General features: G+C 41.1%; 17 protein-coding genes. 8 read left to right on the top strand and 9 right to left on the bottom strand.

Going from position 1 to position 20,403, the window contains the following annotated elements:
- Positions 1 to 589 precede the first annotated feature (589 nt).
- A complete protein-coding gene (locus ACO1R6_RS01535; protein ID WP_486261702.1) occupies positions 590 to 1,570 on the top strand; it encodes a helix-turn-helix transcriptional regulator in 981 nt (326 codons plus the stop codon).
- On the opposite strand, the gene ACO1R6_RS01540 is transcribed toward ACO1R6_RS01535, so the two are convergent.
- The 3 genes from ACO1R6_RS01540 to ACO1R6_RS01550 form a co-directional block, all read right to left on the bottom strand.
- Positions 1,567 to 1,788, bottom strand: coding sequence for a hypothetical protein (locus ACO1R6_RS01540; protein WP_486261703.1), 222 nt, complete (start codon positions 1,786 to 1,788; stop codon positions 1,567 to 1,569). The two genes, ACO1R6_RS01535 and ACO1R6_RS01540, sit on opposite strands and share 4 nt — an antisense overlap.
- 19 nt (positions 1,789 to 1,807) lie before the next feature.
- Positions 1,808 to 2,302 (bottom strand): DinB family protein, encoded by a 495-nt coding sequence (locus ACO1R6_RS01545; protein ID WP_486261704.1) that lies wholly within the window; start codon positions 2,300 to 2,302, stop codon positions 1,808 to 1,810.
- A 365-nt stretch (positions 2,303 to 2,667) separates the two neighbouring features.
- Positions 2,668 to 3,090 (bottom strand): hypothetical protein, encoded by a 423-nt coding sequence (locus tag ACO1R6_RS01550; RefSeq protein WP_486261705.1) that lies wholly within the window; start codon positions 3,088 to 3,090, stop codon positions 2,668 to 2,670.
- A 286-nt stretch (positions 3,091 to 3,376) separates the two neighbouring features.
- On the opposite strand from ACO1R6_RS01550, the gene ACO1R6_RS01555 reads away from it, so the two are divergent.
- Entirely contained in the window at positions 3,377 to 4,510 is a 1,134-nt protein-coding gene (locus tag ACO1R6_RS01555; RefSeq protein WP_486261706.1) for a sensor histidine kinase, read from the top strand.
- 223 nt (positions 4,511 to 4,733) lie between these two features.
- On the opposite strand, the gene ACO1R6_RS01560 is transcribed toward ACO1R6_RS01555, so the two are convergent.
- The 4 genes from ACO1R6_RS01560 to ACO1R6_RS01575 all read right to left on the bottom strand — a co-directional run bounded on the left by ACO1R6_RS01560 (position 4,734) and on the right by ACO1R6_RS01575 (position 12,012).
- Positions 4,734 to 7,001: a TonB-dependent receptor gene (locus ACO1R6_RS01560; protein ID WP_486261707.1), complete on the bottom strand. Its 2,268-nt coding sequence runs from the start codon at positions 6,999 to 7,001 to the stop codon at positions 4,734 to 4,736.
- A 170-nt stretch (positions 7,002 to 7,171) separates the two neighbouring features.
- Positions 7,172 to 8,512, bottom strand: a complete 1,341-nt coding sequence (locus ACO1R6_RS01565) for a tetratricopeptide repeat protein (RefSeq protein WP_486261708.1) — start codon at positions 8,510 to 8,512, stop codon at positions 7,172 to 7,174.
- Positions 8,513 to 8,577: 65 nt separating this feature from the next.
- Complete coding sequence (locus ACO1R6_RS01570; RefSeq protein WP_486261709.1) at positions 8,578 to 10,680, bottom strand: T9SS type A sorting domain-containing protein; 2,103 nt, start codon at positions 10,678 to 10,680, stop codon at positions 8,578 to 8,580.
- A gap of 330 nt (positions 10,681 to 11,010) precedes the next feature.
- Entirely contained in the window at positions 11,011 to 12,012 is a 1,002-nt protein-coding gene (locus ACO1R6_RS01575; protein WP_486261710.1) for an SDR family NAD(P)-dependent oxidoreductase, read from the bottom strand.
- 770 nt (positions 12,013 to 12,782) lie between these two features.
- On the opposite strand from ACO1R6_RS01575, the gene ACO1R6_RS01580 reads away from it, so the two are divergent.
- The gene (locus ACO1R6_RS01580) at positions 12,783 to 13,355 is read left to right on the top strand and encodes a hypothetical protein (protein ID WP_486261711.1); all 573 of its coding nucleotides are present in this window, start codon (positions 12,783 to 12,785) and stop codon (positions 13,353 to 13,355) included.
- Between the two features lie 222 nt (positions 13,356 to 13,577).
- Complete coding sequence (locus ACO1R6_RS01585; protein WP_486261712.1) at positions 13,578 to 14,423, top strand: hypothetical protein; 846 nt, start codon at positions 13,578 to 13,580, stop codon at positions 14,421 to 14,423.
- A 264-nt stretch (positions 14,424 to 14,687) separates the two neighbouring features.
- On the opposite strand, the gene ACO1R6_RS01590 is transcribed toward ACO1R6_RS01585, so the two are convergent.
- Entirely contained in the window at positions 14,688 to 15,695 is a 1,008-nt protein-coding gene (locus tag ACO1R6_RS01590; RefSeq protein ID WP_486261713.1) for a DUF2382 domain-containing protein, read from the bottom strand.
- A 64-nt stretch (positions 15,696 to 15,759) separates the two neighbouring features.
- Positions 15,760 to 16,236, bottom strand: coding sequence for a YsnF/AvaK domain-containing protein (locus ACO1R6_RS01595; protein ID WP_486261714.1), 477 nt, complete (start codon positions 16,234 to 16,236; stop codon positions 15,760 to 15,762).
- A 758-nt stretch (positions 16,237 to 16,994) separates the two neighbouring features.
- Between ACO1R6_RS01595 and ACO1R6_RS01600 the strand changes: the two genes are divergently transcribed.
- The 4 genes from ACO1R6_RS01600 (at position 16,995) to ACO1R6_RS01615 (ending at position 20,271) form a co-directional block, all read left to right on the top strand.
- Complete coding sequence (locus ACO1R6_RS01600) at positions 16,995 to 17,123, top strand: hypothetical protein (RefSeq protein WP_486261715.1); 129 nt, start codon at positions 16,995 to 16,997, stop codon at positions 17,121 to 17,123.
- Complete coding sequence (locus tag ACO1R6_RS01605) at positions 17,120 to 18,814, top strand: sodium:solute symporter family protein (protein ID WP_486261716.1); 1,695 nt, start codon at positions 17,120 to 17,122, stop codon at positions 18,812 to 18,814. The genes ACO1R6_RS01600 and ACO1R6_RS01605 overlap by 4 nt, the downstream gene beginning before the upstream one ends.
- Positions 18,815 to 18,955: 141 nt before the next feature.
- Positions 18,956 to 19,726 carry a DUF695 domain-containing protein gene (locus tag ACO1R6_RS01610; protein WP_486261717.1) on the top strand — a complete coding sequence of 257 codons (771 nt, stop codon included), beginning with the start codon at positions 18,956 to 18,958 and terminating at the stop codon, positions 19,724 to 19,726.
- Between the two features lie 71 nt (positions 19,727 to 19,797).
- The gene (locus ACO1R6_RS01615; RefSeq protein ID WP_486261718.1) at positions 19,798 to 20,271 is read left to right on the top strand and encodes an HAD domain-containing protein; all 474 of its coding nucleotides are present in this window, start codon (positions 19,798 to 19,800) and stop codon (positions 20,269 to 20,271) included.
- The last annotated feature ends 132 nt before the right edge of the window (positions 20,272 to 20,403 follow it).

Raw genomic sequence — 20,403 nt, forward strand, 5'->3', positions numbered from 1 at the left:
AATGGATGTATACGGCAAGCTGCACTACAGCCAAGTAGTAGAAGTAAAAGAAAGCAATCCGGTCTTTGCCGTGCCGGCTAGTGTAACGGCTAACCTGAAAAACATGGCCCTGGTGCGTATCAGTGGTGTAAACAACCACCTTATTCTGAATGCTAAAATATTGGTGAAGTAAAAACAGCAATTACATTTTAACTATAGAATAACAAAGCATTATATACAATTAACTTAACTCAAAGGAATCAGAATATTTATTCTGGTTCCTTTTTCTAGTTTATAATAATTGGTGTAAATAAATATCATGAAACAAAAAAGCTGTACCTGCTGCTATACCTTTCCTCAATATTATATATTATATCTAATATTTTAGATTAGCTAAAATTAAAAGTATGCTTCTGAAATTCTAAGTTAAAAATTGTAATTAGCCACTAACGGTTAGTAGAAAGTAATCACCGGCGGATTGCCGATAATAGCTGCGGGTAAAATGCATAAATCAGGATAAGCCGGTATAATTTTTTGTTTCACGTTTGTGCGCAACGGTAACTATTTTCATCCTATTTTTTCTAATTTAGAGCAGCATTTTACTTGAAGTATGGACAAAGAAAACCTTAATCGTTTCGATCGTATTGTGGCCATCCTTATTCATCTGCAATCGGGGCGGGTGGTAAAAGCCCAGGAACTGGCCGACCGCTTTCAGGTAAGTCTGCGCACGGTTTACCGCGATATACGATCATTAGAAGCCTCCGGCGTACCAATATGTGGCGAAGCCGGTGTTGGCTATTCCTTAATGGAAGGCTACCGGTTGCCGCCGGTTATGTTTACCCCCGAAGAAGCCGATAGTTTTGTAGCCGCCGAAAAACTGATGCAAAAATTCAGTGATAAAAGCTTAGGCGCCAATTATGAATCGGCGATGTATAAAGTAAAATCGGTTTTGCGGGGCAGTGCCAAAGACCGGGTAAGTGCCTTAGAAAAGCAAATTTGGGTAAACTTTGGCCAGCAAATATTTAACCAGCACACTCCCGATGCCTTAAATATTATACTGGATAGCATTGCCGAAAAAAAACAAGTAGCCCTGCAGTACCAATCGCTTTATTCTGAGGCGGCAACCGAGCGTTGCATTGAACCCGTTGGCTTGTTTAATGAAAATAATTTCTGGCACGTTTTGGCTTTTTGCCATCTGCGCGCCGAGTACCGCCAATTCCGGACCGACCGGATGTTAGATTTAAAACGTACCGAGGTTCCTTTTACCCAGGAGCACACTAATATTCAGCGACAACCTGCCAGTTGCCCGACAAATCCCAAAATTAAAGTAGTCATTCGGGTAGATAAAGAATCGGCTAAGTATATCCAAACCGGGCGTAAATATTATGGTTTTGAGTCGGAAAGAATTATTGGCAACCAGGTAGAAATGACTTTCCAGACCGCCGATATTCAGGACGCTTTGCCCCGCTGGTACCTGATGTTTGGCGATCACGCCGAAATTATAGAACCGGCCAGCTTCCGGGAACGGGTGCAGGAGCTATTAGAGAAAGTTAAAAATAATCTTCAGCCTCAAAATGAGGTTTATTCTTAATCTTCTAATTCAGCGCAGGCAAAACCGGCATGAGCCAGATTATCTACAATTTCTGACGCCTGGAGCGAAATGGCTTCGACCCGGAGAATGTGGTCACAATCCTCCAGGTCAAAGTTCCATTTTTCGCCAGTATGCATCAGGTTATCCAGTAAAGGCTTAAGCTTGTTTACGCTCTGGTTATTGGTTACCGATGTTCTGAATACAAATACTGTTTTCATATTTTTAAAAATTAGAATATTATCTTTCCCAGAAATGTGGCGGAGTAATGCCCAGCGCCCGTAAATACACAAAGCCTTGTGCCCGATGATGAATTTCGTTATCGATAAAGTAAAAGATAGAAGACCAAACGGTGCCTTCGTATTGTCCAAAGGTAACAATGTGGTCGTGGAATCTTTCCGCCGGAATTAAAGCCCAGTACCGGTCCAGGTCAGCGGTTGCTTCATCCCAAAGAGCTAAAATATTGGCTTTGCTCGTAGCTTTTTCCAGGTGTTCGTTTAGTTCTTCGGGGCCACCGCCGGCAATTTCGCGCAGGCCGGGTACTGCAATCGCCAGCAACTCCTGAACCATAGCGGCAAACGGGCGCATGGTGCCTACGGTAAAATGGAATAATTCATTTTCCGGAAAAGCTTCAATTACGCGGCGGGTTAAGCCCCGGTGTCCCTGCCAGTGGTTCAATAATTCGGCGGGCGTAATAACAGTTGCAACCTGGGTGCTAGAGAGGGTATTTTCCATAGTGCTAATTGGTTTTTGTGAAAGTATATGGCAAAGCTAACACCGCCCAATGACAACCGCGTGTCAGGAGTATTCAGAAATGATTAATTAAATTTTAGCTTAAGCGCTGAGCCTTTGAAATAGAAAGGGAGCCCTTTGGAGCAGATAAGAATAAAGAGTAAAGCTATTCAGAACAGCGTTGTCTGTAAAGAGCCACACAGCAACCCCGAAAAGCAAAAAGGAAAAACACGAAAGGGGAGTAAATCTTAAATTTTGAAAAATAAATATTTAATTATTATATTAGGTAGATATCAAATATTACCCTAAAAATTACCAGTTAATATTCTACTTCATCTAATAGCCGTTTCTTAACTGCTTAATTGAGCTTAATTTGGTACAGGTTTGCCGGTTAACCATTCGGTGGCCAATGCTTTATTCGTAAAATTTTGAATCTGGTAAGAAAAAGGTTCGCTTTTTAAAACTTCTCCTTGCACCATTAACGCCATGCCTTCTAATTTACCCAAAGAGCTAACAATACGGGCTACTCTTTTTAAACGGGTTTGCTTCAGGTCCATAGATACCTGATAGATTAAATTAAAATAGGCAGTGTCGCTTAGTTCTACTACGGCCTGGCTGGAATCGAGCAGCAAATTTTGAATGTGGTAATTTTTAACGTACTCTACTATAATCGCAAAACATTGCTCGGCCTGGCTCAACTGCGAATTAAGTAAATCGGGTAAAGTAGCAAATAAAATATCCGAAGATGGCTCGTAGTTCAGTTGAAAAAAACCACTGCTAAATAATTTCATAATAATGGTAAAGTAAGGTAGAGAGGTGCTTTTAAGTTCTGGTTTGTTATGATGAGCCTTGGTAAACGGTTAAGGTAATCAGCAAACGAATAATCTAATTGAATTTAGCCGGCAAATTCTGTTCATTGCTTTTATTATACCTGCCGGGTAAATATTTGTTTTAAGAATCAATCTTAAATATTGCTGTCTGTGGTTTTATGCGGCGCATTAGAATGCGAAAGCGCTTAATCCGAAACTTTATACCTGTTTAAGAGTAGAAGCGACAAACCTATTTTTTAACAAATACATGCTTTCTCTTCAGTTTGCCAATAGTATCTATTCTGATTTCATTAACCAGATAAACGGTTACGCCGTTTTTTTTATGACTAAACACGGCTTTATTGCTACCTGGAACAACGGCGCGAACCGTTTAAAAGGCTACAGACCAGATGAAGTAATTGGCAAATATTACGGCATGCTATTTCCGGAAGAATACCAACTAGCCGGTAAACCGGAGGAAGAATTAGCCGCTGCTTTAGAAAAAGGTTCTTATGAAGTGCACGGCTGGCGCCGGCGGAAAGATGGAACGCTTTTCTGGTCATTTATTTCACTTACTGCTATTTTTTCGGAAGAAGGCGAACATATTGGCTTTACAAAAGTAACCGGCGATAAAACCGAACAGAAAGAACTTGAGGATAAATTAGACCAACGGCACAATACCTTAATTGATAAAAACAACGAATTAACAAAAATTAACCACGACCTCGATAATTTTGTTTACACCGCTTCGCACGACCTGCGCTCGCCTATTATTAATATAGAAGGGTTAATGCAGGTACTAAAGGAAGAACTAGAACAAGCCCAATGCCTGAGCGATAATACCGAAAAAGTAGTAGGGCAGGTTATAACTTCTGTAAACCGGTTTAAAGACACCATTGAAGATCTGACCGAAATAAGCAGAATGCACAAAAACATAAACGATGGGTTACAGGCAGAAGTAATTGATGTAAAAAAAATGTACAAGGCAGTTCTGGCTGATTTAGATTATCCTTTGAAACAAAAAATCGGTTTTTTACAAACCGATTTTCAGGTTAAAGAGCTTAATTTTTCCCGTAAAAATTTCCGGAGCATTCTTTATAACCTAATTAGCAACGCCATTAAATTTCAGTCGGACCAGAGAGGTTGCCTGGTGCAAATTTCTACGCGGTTAGCAGCGCCCTATGTTATTTTGTGCGTGCAAGACAACGGCTTAGGCATAAATAAACGCCAGCAGGAACAGCTATTTACCATGTTTAAGCGCTTTCACAAACACGTAGATGGTTCGGGAATTGGCCTGTTTATGGTGAAAAGAATTGTAGAGAATGCCGGCGGTAAAATAGAAGTAGAAAGTACCGAAGATATTGGCACCGAAATAAAAGTATATTTTAAATCAGCCCCTTAGCGCATGTTTAAATTTTATCCAATAATTAAAACTTGCCTCTTTCTCCCATTAATCTCCGTCATTCCCAAAGAATCTTATGGGTTAGCTAATCAGAAGATTCTTTGGGAATGACGTATTTCGTCTGATTCTACTAAATTTAAAATTACGCTTAACATATTAAATTAGGCGAGATAGTTATTCTACACATATTAAAAAGCATGCATATCTACTGGGTAATCTTAACTTAGAATGAATAAGCAATACCAGCCCGGATAAAAAACGGTGTGCCGGGCGTAAAGTGGATTTCCGAAATGGGTTCTGTTTCGGTTTTTAACCGCGATTCGGTTTCAAACTGCGCTTCTTTCCAGTTACTGTTTAACAGGTTTTCGCCGGTTAATTTAAATTCAACTTTTTTGTAGGTGTAACTTACTAACGCATCCAACAGAAAATAACCTTCGGCGGTTAAGCTATAATCTTCGTTGGCCGCGCGGTGGCCTAAATAGCGGTAGCGCAGGCTGCCTTTAACTTTTTTATTGTTAGTATAAGTCAGTCCGCCGGTGCTGGTAAAAGTAGGGGCCAAGGGTATAAAATTATTTCCTTTTTCTTCCTCCAGAAACCGGGGTTTAGCCAGGTTCAGGTCGGTATCTAAAATTAAATAATTATTTATTTGGTAACGCGCCGAAAAATCTAAACCGTACCGCCGCGTTTTACCCGAGGGTTCTACTACGCCTTCGTCGCCGACGTACACCAATTCTTGGTCTAAGGCCAGGTACCAAAGGGCACTGTTTACCAATAATTTGCTATTAGCTAAAAAAGATAAGCCTAAATCGGTGCCGCGGGCACCCGGCAAAGCCGCTTTATACCGGGCATTTACCGACACCCGCGCATCGTTGGCGTGAAAACCTACCCCTGATTTTAAATAAAACTGCAATTTAGGCGAGTGCGTGTAAGTAAAGTTAAGCTTGGGGCTAACCCGGTTGGGCGAAGCAGATTGTTTATCGTTTGCAGCCGCATCGTTTAACCTGTTCTGGTAATTAAAATTAAACTGGTCGAAGCGCAAGGCGGCATTGATGGACCAGCGGGGAGATATTTCTAAAGTCTGGCTCAGGTAAGCAAAAGCATTTAACTCGTGCGTATCGCCTTTTTTTATTTCGGTAAGCGTTATTTGCCGGTTTAGCGTGCGCGATAATTCTGAGCCCTTAATGATATCGTACCGCAAACCTAAACCTACATCGCTGCGGAGCGGCCGGCCAAATAAGGTAATTTCCCGCTGATAACTGTTGTTATAGCCGTAAATCTGGCGGTTTTCGCGTTGCCGAATTTGGTCGCCGTTTTGCGGATCGTTCAGAAAAAAGGTAAAGTTAGAATATAGCTCAAAATCATATTTACTAAAGTAAACTTGTTGCCGCAGTGAGGCCGAATTGGCCCAGGTTTTATCTAAAATAATATTGGCATTGTAGCGGGAGGTAAGCCCACCTTCGGTATCGTCGATGGAGCCAAACCGGGAAATAATACCGCTGTTAACGGCTCGTTCCGGAATCTGACCCGAAGCATTCCAGTTACTTTGGAATGCCGAAACGGACGCATTTATAATCAGGTTGTTCCGGAAAATACCCTGGTAGCGGCCAAAACCATTTAGCCGGTTTAAACCCTGCGACGATTTAAAATAGCCGTTGCTAAATAAATATTCGGTAGCCAGGTAAGCTTGCTGATGCCTGGCACGGGCTTGTGCTCCCAGCAGATTAAATAAACCTACTGCCCGGTATGTATTAAAACGACCAGCTTCCAGTTTTATTAAATTTTTATCTAGTGCGGCCTTGGTCCGGAAATCGGCATAGCCGGCAGTTGCAAAGTTTCCTTTATCGGCCTGGTAAGGCCCTTTGCCATAATCTACAGCTTGCACCGTTTCGGGAATAATAAAATGTAAGTCGGCGTAGCCCTGGCCGTGCGCATGCGAAACCATGTTTACCGGTATGCCATCGGTGGTAATATTTACATCGGTACCATGGTCAATGTCAAAGCCTCTTAAAAATATTTGTTCGGCTTTGCCGCCCCCGGCGTGCTGCGCAATAAACAAGCCCGGTACTAAGCGCAATATTTCCTGGCTATTCTGGATGGGCCTTACCTGTAAATCTACCGCCGAAATCAGGTTTAAAGCTTTATCCTGGCTGGCGGAGATAGCTACTTCGGACAGTTGTAAGCTGCCGGCTTGCAGGTGAGATATTATTTTTAAAGGCGCTATATTATCGACAGCCACCCATCTGGTTTCCTGCACAAAGCCTAAGTAAGAAATTTTGAGTTCATAATTACCCGGCACTACATTATAAAAAGCATATTGCCCTAACTGGTTAGTCGTAGAAATCGCATCTATTTGGGGAATAACCACGGTAGCGCCCACCAAAGGCGTGTTGGTGCCTTGCCCGTAAACTACACCTTTTATAGAAGCCTGGTGGGCCAAAGCACTACTACATAAAAAGAATACATAATAAAGAATGAAGTAAAATTTTTTCATGTTGTTTTTGATTATGACAGTTGGCACGAATAAACATAAGTATGAAGCCAACAAAAGGAAGTTGGTAACTACCGGCCAAAAGGCGTAGCCGGTAGCTTATAGAAAACCGGAAAAAATATTGGTTGAAGGTGCAGGCAAGCCAAAACAAAGACCACTTAGGCATTAACTGTTTATAATTTGCTAACCATTTGGCTTAATAAATTTTTGCCTTCGTCGCTAAAGGTGCTATGCTGAAACGGATCAGTGGCCAAGGATTTGCGGATGAGGTTTTCGCCGGCTAGTTGGTCTCCCATCCGGTATTTTACCAATCCCGCTAAACAAATTAAAGTAGCATCCTGGCTGCCGGTGCGGGTAGCTTCGGCCAGGTATTGGGCTGCTTGGGCATAATCTTTTTGCTGATAATAAATTTCGGCGAGTATTTTCAGAACATCAATATTTTGGGGCCGCCGTTTAAATTCTTTTTGGGCGTAAGCCAGGGCTTTTACTTTATCTTTTTTCAGGTCGAGGTAAATTTTAGCTAATTCCAGATCAACAATATGGCCGGCTCTCTGGTCTTCTTCCATGCCCGCAAGCATTTCGTTTAAAGTGCTTTCGGCTAAGCTTTTTCTGTTTTGTTTTTGGTACAACCGTACCAGTTCTTCCTGAAAAGAAAATTCCGGTAAAATAGTAGCGGCCTCGGTCAATAATTTAATGGCAGCCTGGGGGTTTTTGTTTTTATCGGCCAAACGGCCTAAACCGGCCACGGCAAAAGCATATTTGGGGTATTCGGCAAGCGTACGTTGGTACTGGGCCGCGGCCAACTGCAGGTCACCGGATTTTTCGTATAAGGTGCCCAAGGTTACACGGGTCCAGGCGGTTTGTTCCAGACCCGGAAAACCAGCCGTTACCGCCATTTGCATGGCTTCAATGGCCCCGGGTAAATCGCCGTAAATTTCGCGGAGATAAGAAATGCGGGAATATGATTTTAAGTCGGGGCGAAGAGCTGCCATTCGATCGGCCATTTTTATAGCTTCTTCATAATTACCCATTTCTACCTGCGCATCGCAAAGTACGCCGTAAACGGCTGCCCCGTGGGAGTTTAGCTTTAAAGCTTCCTGGCCGGTAATTAAAGCTTCTTTAAACTGGTGCAGAGAAAGCTGAATGGCCCCCTTGGCTACAGTAGCTTCGTACCGCATTACTACGTTATCTTTTTCGCTAGCTAAAACCTCGTTTATCAATTGCAATGCTGCCGGATAATAATATGGGTGATCGCCGGTAACCCGGGCTTCTTGCATATAGGCAAAACCCAGTAGTAATTTACTGTGTAGGTCGTTGGGTTTTGTGCGGAGTTTGCGTTGCAAACCCTGAATGGCGGCTTTGGTATTTAACCATTCGCTGGTAACCGAAATAGGACCGGTTCTTTCTTTTAACGGTGGAATTGGTTCTTGCTGGTTGCGATAAAAATAAAATAATCCGGCTACTAAGGCAATTACCCCCACGTACAAAATATTGTATAAGTATTTCTTTTTCATAGATATTAATTTAAATTATCTAAAATAAACCGGGCCGGCCAAAGCACCGCCAGCCCGGTTTACCATTATTTAGAAATTACAAATTTTAAAGATTCTGATACCTGATTGCCTTTTTGCACCCTTACCAGGTAAGTGCCGTTTTCGTATTTGCTTACATTCACCGGCACTTCGTAAGTACCTGCTTTCCGGGCTTGGTTTTTAACCGGCGTAGCTACCAGTTGGCCGGTGCTGTTGTAAATCTGCAGGGTTATTTCGGCGGGCTCGGTTATATGGTACCGGAACGTAGTTAAATCTTTCGCCGGGTTCGGATACGTTTCTACTTTCTGGATCATAAGCTCCGGTGTGTTTAAGTTAAGGCTACCGCCAACTCTGGCTCCCGGCATTATGGATGGCACCGTAGAAATTGCATTGCCGTTTACATCGCAGTTAATCTGAATGTGACCATCATTAAAACCATCCCAAGGTCTGGCCAGGAAAGGGAAACTGGCCGTAAAGTCTTTGTCATTTTTCTCGACTCCGGTAGTAAACGATAAAACATCTAACAAATCCTGGGTTAAGGGGCTGCCACCCGGCACAAAATCATCGTACCACAAACCTACGGCGGCCAGTACGGCGCCTCCAACGGCTTGTAATTCAATGCGGGTAACATCATCTTCTAAGCGGCGCCCATTCGGAAAGCCATCCATGTTCGGAATAAACTGCAAATCAGCATTGCGGTTAAACCGTTCATCGGCTAAACCCAGGGCGGCGGCGGCAATTAAACCTTCGCTGCTAAAATCGGGTGAATTACGGGGAGTAGACGGCGTAGCCATATTAACCCGCAGCATATCGCCGAAGGTTGGTAAAAAGTTGTTTATAAAGGGCTTACCGGCGGCCAGCGGGTTGCCATTTTTACCGGTAGCCAGTTGGTAAGGCCGTAAATTTGGTATGCCCGTCATAAAGATGGGTAAAATATCAACGGAGCGCGGCTGGCCCATCCGGAGCAAATAATTACCAAACAAATTATCGTCTAGAGCGGTACCGGCTAATGCCGGATTACCTTTTAAGCCGGCTAAGCCATTGGCCCCATTCCGGAAATCGAACTGACCCAAAGAATTGGTCTGGATGCGAAGTTTGGCAAAACCCGGAACCGCTGTTCCAAATTTAGAATCATCCATGTACAGGGCCAGTTCCGGATTGGTAAAGTAGCGCTCAAAATTGCGGTTATCGGCAGTAGAAGGAGTCGCGTTCCACTCATCTTTGCGGCCAATAGGAATAATGGCTTCGTTGGTAAGCGGCATACCCAATCGCGATACCTGCACGTACGGACCCGTTTCGGTTTTGGTACCATTGGCATTCCGGACGGTCATTTGCCGGCGGCTCGCCGAAGCCCAAACGCCGATAACATAATCCGGATCCAGAATATTACGGGCCTGATTCGCGAACTTTTTATCTTTTTGCAGGTTTTCAATCGGAATATCCATAGCAATGGTATGCACGTTTAATTTAGCTAAACCATCGGGCGCATTGTTGGGCCGGATATTTCCTAAATCTGCAATGCCGCCAATATCCACGAAGAAAGGATCGTCTACCTGGCCGCAGAATATTTTTTCGCGCTGGCCAGAAGTTTCAATTGCGGCGCTCATCAGGGCTTCGTAAGGTGTATTGAGGCCTACGGCACTTTCTATAGAACGCGGACCCGCATCGGGTGGTGCTACTTTGCCTAAATATACAATCCGGGACCAGGTTTTGCCACCATCTAAGCTTTTGCTGCAGAAGTAATTTGCTTTTACATTTTCTTTACCCAACCGGTATTTAAAGAAAGTAGTAGGGTCTTCATTTTTCAGGACAAACTCAAAACGGTAGATAATATCGTCGATAGTAGTACTGGCATTGTTTTTAATGTGGATGTCATAAGCAATATTTTCCCCGAAGTTGTAATAATAAGGTCCGCCGTGTGGCGCCTGCACTGGAATAAAATTGGCGATAATAACCATGTTGTTGGGGTTAGCCGGATTCCGAAACGCATACACATCGGTGTTATCGGCCAGGGGGTCGTTCATAATCATGGGCGCTTCCCGGTGACTGGAAGACTCAACAAAGTTGTTTTTAAACCCAATAATAGACAGTACGGCAATAGCCAGTACCATCAGCCAGATCTTAGGTCTGGTTCTGGTAAAAATTCTCATAGATGAAATATTTAAAGGATTTAGTGAAATATTTCGTTACCTACGGAGTGGGATAGCAGATCGGATTTAGAGGTTTTAAAAAATAATTAAATAAATTATTAAAAAAGTTAAATCTATATATTTGCGGGTGTAAATGCAGGAATAACGGTTGGAGCTACTATATAGCGATATCATCTGGTAAAAATTTAATTAGATTCTAACTAAAAGCAAAAGAGCTGTTGCCTGGCAACAGCTCTTTTACTTGGGTAAGTACTAACATATAAAAATTATGACCTTGCCATACTATGTCGCTTTCTTGGAAAAATTAGATGTAAAAAATATTAGAAACTTTTAACCTTTTTTCACCATTCTTTTTTGTGCCTTGCGTTGCTTTTTTTCTTCTTTCATCCGTTTACGAACCCCATCGTCTACACCGCGGCCGGCAGCCATGGGGTCATACACCGAGCCGGACGAAGCTGGAGCGGGCGGGGCTGTTTTTATCTGGTAGCGGTGAACTATATTGGCCGATAAACGTTCGGTAAATCGCGGAAAAAGTCGGTCCGAAATCCAGGCGCCTTTGGCTTTCCAGCCTACAGGCTTTTCGTTTCGGCCCCGGAGCGAAGCCCGAATGACCGCATTAACAACTTTTTGGGGCGGGTCCATAGCTGCCATCCGGGGAGTGCCGCCACTGTAATTAGCTGCATGCCGCCAGAAAGGCGTATCTACGGCCCAAGGTTCTACGGTAATTACCCGAATATTTTTATGCCCGTTCAGCCTAAGTTCCTGGTTTAATGCCTGATCAAAATTTAAAATAGCTCCTTTGGTAGCCGCATAAGAGGCATGGTAAGCCAGCGGAACATTGCTTTCTACAGAGCCCAAATTAATTAAAGTCCCGTAGCCTTGTGAACGGAACTGTTTAATGGCCGCATGGCTGCCGTATATAATTCCTTTCAGGTTAATGTCTACAATCTGCGCTTGGTCGGAGAGAGGAATTTCCCAGAAGCGCCCAATAGCACCTACGCCGGCCATATTAATCCATACATCAAATTTACCAAACTCCTGTAAAGTGGTTTCGGCGAGCCGCTGTACTTCTTCGGGTTTTGTTATATCGGTTGTAACCACCAGCGCTTTACCTCCGGCTGCCCTGATTTTAGTTGCAATTTCTTCGAGTAAATCGGTGCGGCGGGCGGCCAGTACTACGTTGGCTTTATACGAACCCAACTGTTCGGCAACGCCCCGGCCAAAACCGCTGGAAGCACCCACAATTACAAAGGTTTTACCGGCCGTTTTCTGTTGGCCCGATGCTCCTAATTTAGAGGTAGCACAACCACTTAGGAAAATGCAAACTAACATTAAAACCCCGATAAATTTTACTCCAGGAGAATATTTAAAATGCCTATATGGTTTGCCGTTAAAAACCTGGCGGCCGCTAATTATAGATATAATAAAAGTAAATATTGTTTGAAGCGATAAAATACCCGCGGCATTAATGAACTGGCGCTTTTTAAGATGGGCGCAAGCTGTTTCATATAGAAATTGAATAAACATATTTTAGAAATGGAATGGGTTAAAATATTTACTTGATTTAAAGAGATTTAATTGCCTTCCATTTCACGGTTTAATTGTATAATAGTTATACGTAAGTAGATATACGGAATACCCACCTTTACCTTATTCGTCTCAAAAATTTCATGGATTTAAACCAATGTTTTCGGCATTCAATTACCCTGTTCCGGCCTTCAAGAATTAATATTTTAAAATCCCTACTTCCCGGAATTACTTTGGGGTATGCTCTTATTAAAAACTTAACAAATCTGCTTTTAATAAGAGCGGAGTGGTTTCTTAAGCGAACTTACCTAACAAGAGAACTTTTAGATTTAATTCTATAAACCTTATACCAAATAGTAAATAGAGTATTACATAGTTGCCTGGCAAATAGTTTTCCCCACCGGTCATTCTATAGAATTAGAAGATTCCAGCCGGGAAAGAATGGTGGGAAGAGAATAATTGGTATTTCCCTTATGGAGGTGTTTTTTACTAACTAGTATTATTGTAATATTTCAATTAGCTGATAAATAGAAATTTATTGTCAATATATCAAACCTAAACTCTAACCTAAAACTATGAAAAAAATCACCTTTTGGATGTGCTTCTGTATGCTTAGTCTGTTTGGTACAGTAAGTTGTACCGAAGAAGAAACCACTAACATTTACCCCGACCAACCCCGCACGGAGGTGCCCGACGAACTGGTAGGATATTGGCTAAACGGCACTACGTCGATAAGCAATTTCTGGAACTACAACGGTACGTACCAGGGGGCAGCTTATGAGTTGGCATTGGGTTATCGTTTTTACAAAGACGGTAGGGCCAAAGAATATTTTTATTACACCAATACATCTTACAACTGCCGGTCACAAGTGTTAGGCTACAAAGAAGGAACGGTAGAAATTGATATGAACAACAAAACCATTAAGTTTCACCCGGCCGATGGCAATTACCGCAGCTATAATACTTGTTCCTCCAGCCAGAATGGGGTATCTAAAAATTATGGCGCCAGTGAATTATACCCGGCTAAATCAAGTAATTACAGCAATATAGAATTTGTGCCAGGCAATGGCGGTGTGCAAGCCTGGCGCGTACATTACAGCGATGGGTCGGTGGGTAATTACCAAAGATCGCAGGTACCTCAGGATTAACAATTTAGTTTCATAAACTTTTATAAATAGCTAAACCCCGGCAGTAAATCATGCGTCGGGGTTTTTACTAAATATTTAGATAGATTTAATACCTGAAGTGTTTTAATCAGCTTCATCAATCTATAATTTTTCGGAAACTAACCGGCTATTAAATCTTTTTATAAAGTGAGACTAGGTTTGTAAGGCCGCTACATTCCTGATTTAATTTACCTAAATTGGGGCATGCCTTACTTTATTTTTTTATTCGTACAAAAGATTGTTTTTGCCTTAAGTGCTGTTATTTACCCATTAAATTCTTTGCCGCCGGGCATTCAGATTATTACTCATCCGGTAGTACCGCTTATTGCCGAAGCTTCTGGCATAGCCGATAGTAAAACGCATCCAAAACATTTGTGGGTGCATGAAGACAGCGGCAACAAAAACCAGTTGTACTTAATAACACATACCGGCCAAGTAAAACGGCGGGTATATTTAAAAGGTATTAAAAACCGCGACTGGGAAGAAATGGCCTTGGTTTGGAACGAAATATTTATCGCTGATACCGGCGATAACTTAAGGCGTTACATAAATTATTCTTTTTACCGTTTCCCGGAGCCTAAACCGAGCCAAGATACTATTACCACAATAAATCGTATTCGGTTCAAATACCCCAATACATCACACGATGCCGAGGCTTTTCTGGTTGATCCGCGAACAGAAGATATTTATATCTTAACCAAACGCGACACTCTTTCGCTGATTTATCAGATTAAAGCCCCTTATAGTTTAACAAAAACAAACCTAGCTATTTTAGTAGGAAAATTAAAGTACACGGGTGTGGTAGGCGCTGCTCTTTCTCCAGATGGCAAACAGATACTGGTAAAAACATATACCAATATTTACAGCTACAGCCGCTTACCCAACGAAAATATTGCTACCGCTTTGCAAAAGCCTTACCGTGAACTGCCTTACCAGATAGAACCGCAAGGAGAAGCCATTTCCTTTGCCTTAGATAATTCGGGGTATTTTACTTTAAGTGAAAAAAGATTTAGCCCATTAGTTAATCTCTACTTTTATCCGCAGAAGTAAAATTAAAACATTATTTTTTTTATGATAGTGCACTGATTTACAAAATTCTAATAAGCATTGATTCATTTACAAGTTTAATAATATTATCCTTTGATAATGGCGTTTAACATTTTCATGTTAGGCTAAACAGTTCGTTACAACCTAATCTGATATACATAGAATTAAGAACTCTTTTGATAAGCACAGGAGGACTTTTATTATCAGTGTATAAAAAAAGCGGTAGCCAATTAAATGACTACCGCTTTTCTGATTTAACTTTTTAGATTATAAAGTTGTATCTCTGTCCCGGTCAGGATCATTATCTAAAATTCTGGTAGAACCCGTATTGTTGTAATCAGTGTCCGTGTCGGTTGTGTAACGATTATCGGTTCTATCTAAGGTACGGTCGGTACTTAGATTATCTACATCTACTTCCGTTTTCCGGACAGTATCCCGAATTACTTCGTCGCGTTCGGTTACCTCTTTGCCCAAGGTAATTTCTTCTACTACGCGGGCTTCTTTGTTAACTACCGGCACTTCGGCGTGTTCGGTAAGTTCTATTGTTCCTTCCCGGAAAGCATTTAAATCCGCATCGGTAGCCGGACGATTAACCGGGTTGCGCTCTACATGTACATGCTCTTCGCGTAAGCGTAAATGTTCTTCTACAGGGCGTTCTACAATACGGCTTCGTACCCGAACGCCGCCCGTTTCGGTTTCTCTTTTACCTACCGCCAGGTTTTCTTCTATAATCGGAATAGAAGTGCCACTATCACGGGTAAAATCATCGCGTCGGTCGGTGGTAAAATCATCCGTCAGGCTATTGGTGCGATTATAGTCTGTATCGGTGGTGCGGTTATAGTCTGTATCGGTGGTAGTGGTTCCGGTATTTATAACGCCGGCGGTGCCCGAGGTTAAAGCGCCGGTAATACCAGTAGTGCCGGTAGAGCGGTACTGCTGTTCTTTTTCATCCACATCAACAGCACCATTATCATCTAAAATATCGGCGGCACGGTCTGCCTCATCTTCTGATTGCGCATGTACGGTTACAGTGCAACCTCTGCGGGCTACTCTGGAATATTTATCGGCATCATCGTCAGTGCCAAATAAATTCCGGAAAAAACCGCCAATGCTGTCATCATCCCGGTCATTGTCGTAAGTACTGGTGTTGGTGCCGGTTGTGCTCCGGTCAGCTATATCTATGTTGTTACGCATAAAGCCATTGCTTACCAATTGTTGTACTGCATTTTGCGCTTCAGTTGCGTTGTCGAAAATTCCAATCACTGTTTGTGCCATAGTTTTAGTTTTTAAATTTAAAGGTTAAGGATTAATATAAATGGGCGTAAAGCCAGGTAATGTTTTACTCGTTACGGGTAGGTATAATATTTATTTCTACCGGATTCCCGTTACTTCGGTTAGCGCCTTCGCTTGTCCGGGTTACGTTAACTTCTTCTTTTAAAAGGGTAACCTGTTGCGAACTCGCCGTTTGTACCTGCCGGGCAGTAACCCGCAGCTCTTCTACCACTTTCAGACGTTTTTCTACTACCACTACTTCTTCCAGAATAGGTATTATCATGGTATTGCCTTCGTAGCGGATGGGCGGTGGCGCATCTACAAACTGGTTTACGGCTACCCGTTCTACATCGTGTTCGTTATAAGTTATCGGTACGTTTACCGTAACTTCTTCTGCGTGTACTGTTTTAGAAATGCGCATGGTACCAGACTCAACTACCTCTTTGTTTACCTGCACTTGTTCTTCTATTACCGGTATAACATTTTGGGTGTTATGCGGGTTATTTTCGTGCGGTTGCGGTACTGATTCCGGATGACGATTCATATTTTAATAGTATTTAATATCTGAATAAAATTATATTTGCAATTTTTAATATCAACATTGCTTTCACTATAATCATACGGTGCTTTATTATTAATGGTTGATTATGTTTATAATATAAATACCCTAATAGCCGTTCTGAGCCCTTTAACAAAGATTAAAAAAAATGACGTCCTAGTAAAGTATTAAAATAATACAATTGTATATTCTGTTAGATTGTGAGATTTAGGGCTAATAATTTGAATGATAAAAGACAAAATATTAAGGTAATTAAATCTGGATGGCTTAAAGAAGGAAAGTGGTTTATAAAACGCGAGAAAATGAATCAGATGATTTTTATTAGCCAATCGGAGGGACGTATAAACGTTTTAGCTGTTGTTGCGGCTTTTAAGCAAAGTAACTACCCGGCACAATTATTTAAGAAAATACCAGCAGTAAGCCTTTTACACAATTGCATTAAACAACATATAATTACTTTTGTTCGAAAGTAGCTCATAACCAAGGTGTATAGTAGTTTTAAGTTAAAAATAAGCATCTTAGCCAGATTAGCTAAGTACCAAAAAACCTTTTTGCCCGTTATAGAAACATTTGTGAGATTTTGCTTTTATTCTCTTAAACTAAGCTTAGGCCAGTTTATGGTTGAATATGGCCATAACTTGCCGCGGTTTAATTTGTTTAAACAGGGTTAAAGAGGTTAATAAAAATATTTAATTTAAATATATTTAACCTGCTTACTTTTACCGGTTGTAAAATATAGATATATGCAAACAAACGAAGAAACCGATAAACCGCCATTTTTTAACTCCTGGCGCCCGCTGTATGCTTTAGTAATGGTGGTATTGGTTCTGGAGATTGTAATATTTTATACAATAACCCGGTATTTCGAATGAGTATACTGGATTGGTGTGTACTGCTGGGCACCCTGGCTTTTATTACGTTATATGGTATCTGGAAAACCCGCGGCGAACAAGATATCCAGGGCTATTTAAAAGGCAATAATTCCGAAAAATGGTGGACCATTTGCTTGTCGATTATGGCCACGCAAGCCAGTGCCATTACTTTTTTATCTACGCCCGGGCAAGCCTACGAAGACGGTATGCGCTTTCTGCAATTCTATTTTGGCTTGCCCCTAGCCATGGTTATTATCTCGGTGTCTTTTATTCCTATTTTTTACAAGTTAAAAGTATATACCGCCTACGAATACCTCGAAAGCCGTTTCGATTTTAAAACCCGCTCGCTGGCCGCATTTTTGTTTCTGGTGCAACGGGGCTTAGCGGCCGGTATTACCATTTACGCACCGGCCATTATTCTTTCCTCTATATTAGATTGGAACATAAACATTACCATTTGGTTTTTGGGGCTGGTTGTAGTCTTTTATACCGTTATAGGTGGTACCCGGGCGGTAAGTGTTACCCAGAAGCAGCAAATGGCCGTAATGATGGGAGGCATGCTGGTAGCTGGGTTTATTGTGATCAATATGCTCCCCGCCGATGTAACTTTTACCGATGCTGTACAGGTGGCCGGCGAAATGGGTAAGCTTAATTTGGTTAGTTTTTCTTTTGACCTGAACGATCGGTATAATGTATGGTCGGGCATTACCGGTGGTTTGTTTTTGTTTTTATCTTATTTTGGCACCGACCAGTCGCAGGTGGCACGTTACTTAACCGGGCGTTCTATTACCGAAAGCCGTTTGGGTTTGCTGTTTAACGGCCTCCTGAAAATACCGATGCAGTTTATTATTCTGTTTATTGGCGTAATGGTGTTTGTGTTTTACCAATTTGTGCAACCGCCGGTGTATTTTAATAAAATACAAAAAGAAAAGCTTTATGAAACGCCCTACGCGGCCGATCTGATTGAATTGGAGACCCAGCATAACGTAAATTTCAAAGACAAAAGCCGTGTAGTAAAAGAAATGGTGCGAGGCATTCAATTCGAAAATGAACAGGTAATTGCAGAGTCGCGGGAGAAGTTAAGTGCACTAGAAACCACGAGTAAAGAAATTCGGACCGGGGTAAAAGACCTGATTAAAAAAGCCAATCCCAAAGCCGAAACCAAAGATACCGATTACGTTTTTATTTCTTTTGTAATGCAGTATATGCCCACCGGTATTATCGGGCTTTTGCTGGCGGTAATTCTATGTGCCTCAATGTCGTCTACCGCTTCAGAACTAAATGCGCTGGCTTCTACCTCGCTTATTGATATTTACAAACGCAATTTTAAGCAGCAGGGCAACGATCTGCATTTTGTACAGGTATCTAAAGTATTAACCGTCGTTTGGGGCTTATTTGCCATTGGGTTTGCTACTTTGGCTTCGCGCCTCGATAACTTAATTCAGGCAGTAAATATATTGGGTTCGCTTTTCTACGGTACCATTCTGGGTATTTTTGTGGTAGGCTTTTACCTAAAATATATTAAGGCTAGAGCCGTATTCTGGGCAGCCGTACTGGCCGAAACCATTGTGATTGTCACTTACCTGAGTACTGATTTGGCTTTCCTGTGGCTTAATCCGGTTGGCTGCTTGGCGGTAATATTATTCGGGTACATTTTCCAAACCTTTCTCCCGGAAGAAGACAAAAAGTAATTTATTTATAGACTGAGCGTACATAATTTTAAATAAAGCCCAAAATAGTTTATCGGTAGGAATATTCTTGTTAATATAGGAAATACAAACACCTGTATAACGACTATTTTCAAGCTGGCAGCAATTAAAATTAAATTAGTAATGGAGGAAAATACTTACGAACCTGATTGGGATATTTATAACTGTACCATTGATAATAAGCCTGCATTTATTGGACTAGACTTAGAACTAAGAAGGTTTGCGCCTTTAAAAGATAAAAAGAATGTATTAGAAATTACTGTAAAGCTGCTGTCTGATAGAGAGGATGGTTTTCCGGAAGAGAATGAGTGGGAAGCCTTAGGGCAAATAGAGGATGAGTTAGAAGAAACTATAGAATCAAAGTTGAATGCTTTTTTTGTAGGTAAAACTTTGTGTAGTGGTTTTAGAAAATTCTATTACTACGCAGAGAGTACCCTTTTGCATGACAAGTTTATTTCAGAGGTAATGGTTAGATTTCCTAACTATACTTATGAGTACCAAGTTTGGGAAGATGAAGATTGGGAATTTTATTTTGATTTTCTTTTTCCATGTCCGGAAGACTATCAGAAAATTACTAATATAAAAGTTCTTAGAAATTTAGAAGAACATGGAGACCAACCCGAAATACCCAGACAAATTGACCACTGGATTTATTTTAAAGAGGAAGCTAACAGGGAGCTTTATTGGGAGAAAATTAAGGATAAGGGCTTCAAAATAGAAGAACTTAGTTTTGAAGAGGAGTTAGATGAGAATAAATTTAAATTACATATTTCTCACATAGACAAGGTAGATGAAGAAACTATAAACAATATTGTTATTGACCTTTGGCGACTTTCACAAGAATATGAAGGAGATTACGATGGATGGGAAACATTTAGTATTAGAAATGAATAACTACCGCTAACTATACCTTTGCGGCAATCTGCCGTAACATAGCTGAACTGGAATGGGTAGTTGATACAATCATGAAAATACTTTTAGATATTGATGGCGTATTAATTAATACGCCAGCTTGGAAACCGGTAGAATTGCAGACTGATGGTTTTTTGAAGTTCAATGAAAAAGCATCCCAATGTCTATCTAAAATAATAAAAGAAACCAATGCTTCGATTGTTTTAACATCAACCCATAGAATAAATTATTCAATTACTGAATGGCAGAAGCTTTTCGAAGCAAGAGGTATATACCCTTGCGCTATTTCAAAAGTAAATAATAGTTCAACAGTTGCCGAAATTGAAAACCGTGCTGCAGAAATTATGAAGTGGGTTGAAAAGAATCGAGATACTGAAGATTTTATAATTATTGACGATGATCTTTCTATTAATGGATTGCCAGAAAAAATTAAAGAAAATTGTGTCTTAACTAAACCTATGATAGGTTTAAATGAGGAAGCAATGAACAAGGTCTTTGAAATTTTTAAAAAAATTAGTGTTTCCTAATAAATGTATCAGTTGTAGTGCAATCGAATATTTTGCTATCTCTATGCTAATAACTAATAACATGATATTAGAAAATTAAAAAAGCCACCTATTAAGGTGGCTTTTTTAATTTGCAAGAACTAATATTTATAT

The organism is Adhaeribacter sp. (assembly GCF_057359045.1).

What these genes read in the sequence shown, in the direction of transcription:
- ACO1R6_RS01545 (WP_486261704.1), bottom strand. Translation starts at nt 2,302, where the DNA reads ATGGAAAATACCCTCTCTAGCACCCAGGTTGCAACTGTTATTACGCCC.
- ACO1R6_RS01555 (WP_486261706.1), top strand. Translation starts at nt 3,377, where the DNA reads ATGCTTTCTCTTCAGTTTGCCAATAGTATCTATTCTGATTTCATTAAC.
- ACO1R6_RS01610 (WP_486261717.1), top strand. Translation starts at nt 18,956, where the DNA reads ATGGAGGAAAATACTTACGAACCTGATTGGGATATTTATAACTGTACC.
- ACO1R6_RS01595 (WP_486261714.1), bottom strand. Translation starts at nt 16,236, where the DNA reads ATGAATCGTCATCCGGAATCAGTACCGCAACCGCACGAAAATAACCCG.
- ACO1R6_RS01560 (WP_486261707.1), bottom strand. Translation starts at nt 7,001, where the DNA reads ATGAAAAAATTTTACTTCATTCTTTATTATGTATTCTTTTTATGTAGT.
- ACO1R6_RS01540 (WP_486261703.1), bottom strand. Translation starts at nt 1,788, where the DNA reads ATGAAAACAGTATTTGTATTCAGAACATCGGTAACCAATAACCAGAGC.
- ACO1R6_RS01575 (WP_486261710.1), bottom strand. Translation starts at nt 12,012, where the DNA reads ATGTTAGTTTGCATTTTCCTAAGTGGTTGTGCTACCTCTAAATTAGGA.
- ACO1R6_RS01550 (WP_486261705.1), bottom strand. Translation starts at nt 3,090, where the DNA reads ATGAAATTATTTAGCAGTGGTTTTTTTCAACTGAACTACGAGCCATCT.
- ACO1R6_RS01600 (WP_486261715.1), top strand. Translation starts at nt 16,995, where the DNA reads ATGCAAACAAACGAAGAAACCGATAAACCGCCATTTTTTAACTCCTGG.
- ACO1R6_RS01580 (WP_486261711.1), top strand. Translation starts at nt 12,783, where the DNA reads ATGAAAAAAATCACCTTTTGGATGTGCTTCTGTATGCTTAGTCTGTTT.
- ACO1R6_RS01605 (WP_486261716.1), top strand. Translation starts at nt 17,120, where the DNA reads ATGAGTATACTGGATTGGTGTGTACTGCTGGGCACCCTGGCTTTTATT.
- ACO1R6_RS01585 (WP_486261712.1), top strand. Translation starts at nt 13,578, where the DNA reads ATGCCTTACTTTATTTTTTTATTCGTACAAAAGATTGTTTTTGCCTTA.
- ACO1R6_RS01535 (WP_486261702.1), top strand. Translation starts at nt 590, where the DNA reads ATGGACAAAGAAAACCTTAATCGTTTCGATCGTATTGTGGCCATCCTT.
- ACO1R6_RS01565 (WP_486261708.1), bottom strand. Translation starts at nt 8,512, where the DNA reads ATGAAAAAGAAATACTTATACAATATTTTGTACGTGGGGGTAATTGCC.
- ACO1R6_RS01615 (WP_486261718.1), top strand. Translation starts at nt 19,798, where the DNA reads ATGAAAATACTTTTAGATATTGATGGCGTATTAATTAATACGCCAGCT.
- ACO1R6_RS01590 (WP_486261713.1), bottom strand. Translation starts at nt 15,695, where the DNA reads ATGGCACAAACAGTGATTGGAATTTTCGACAACGCAACTGAAGCGCAA.
- ACO1R6_RS01570 (WP_486261709.1), bottom strand. Translation starts at nt 10,680, where the DNA reads ATGAGAATTTTTACCAGAACCAGACCTAAGATCTGGCTGATGGTACTG.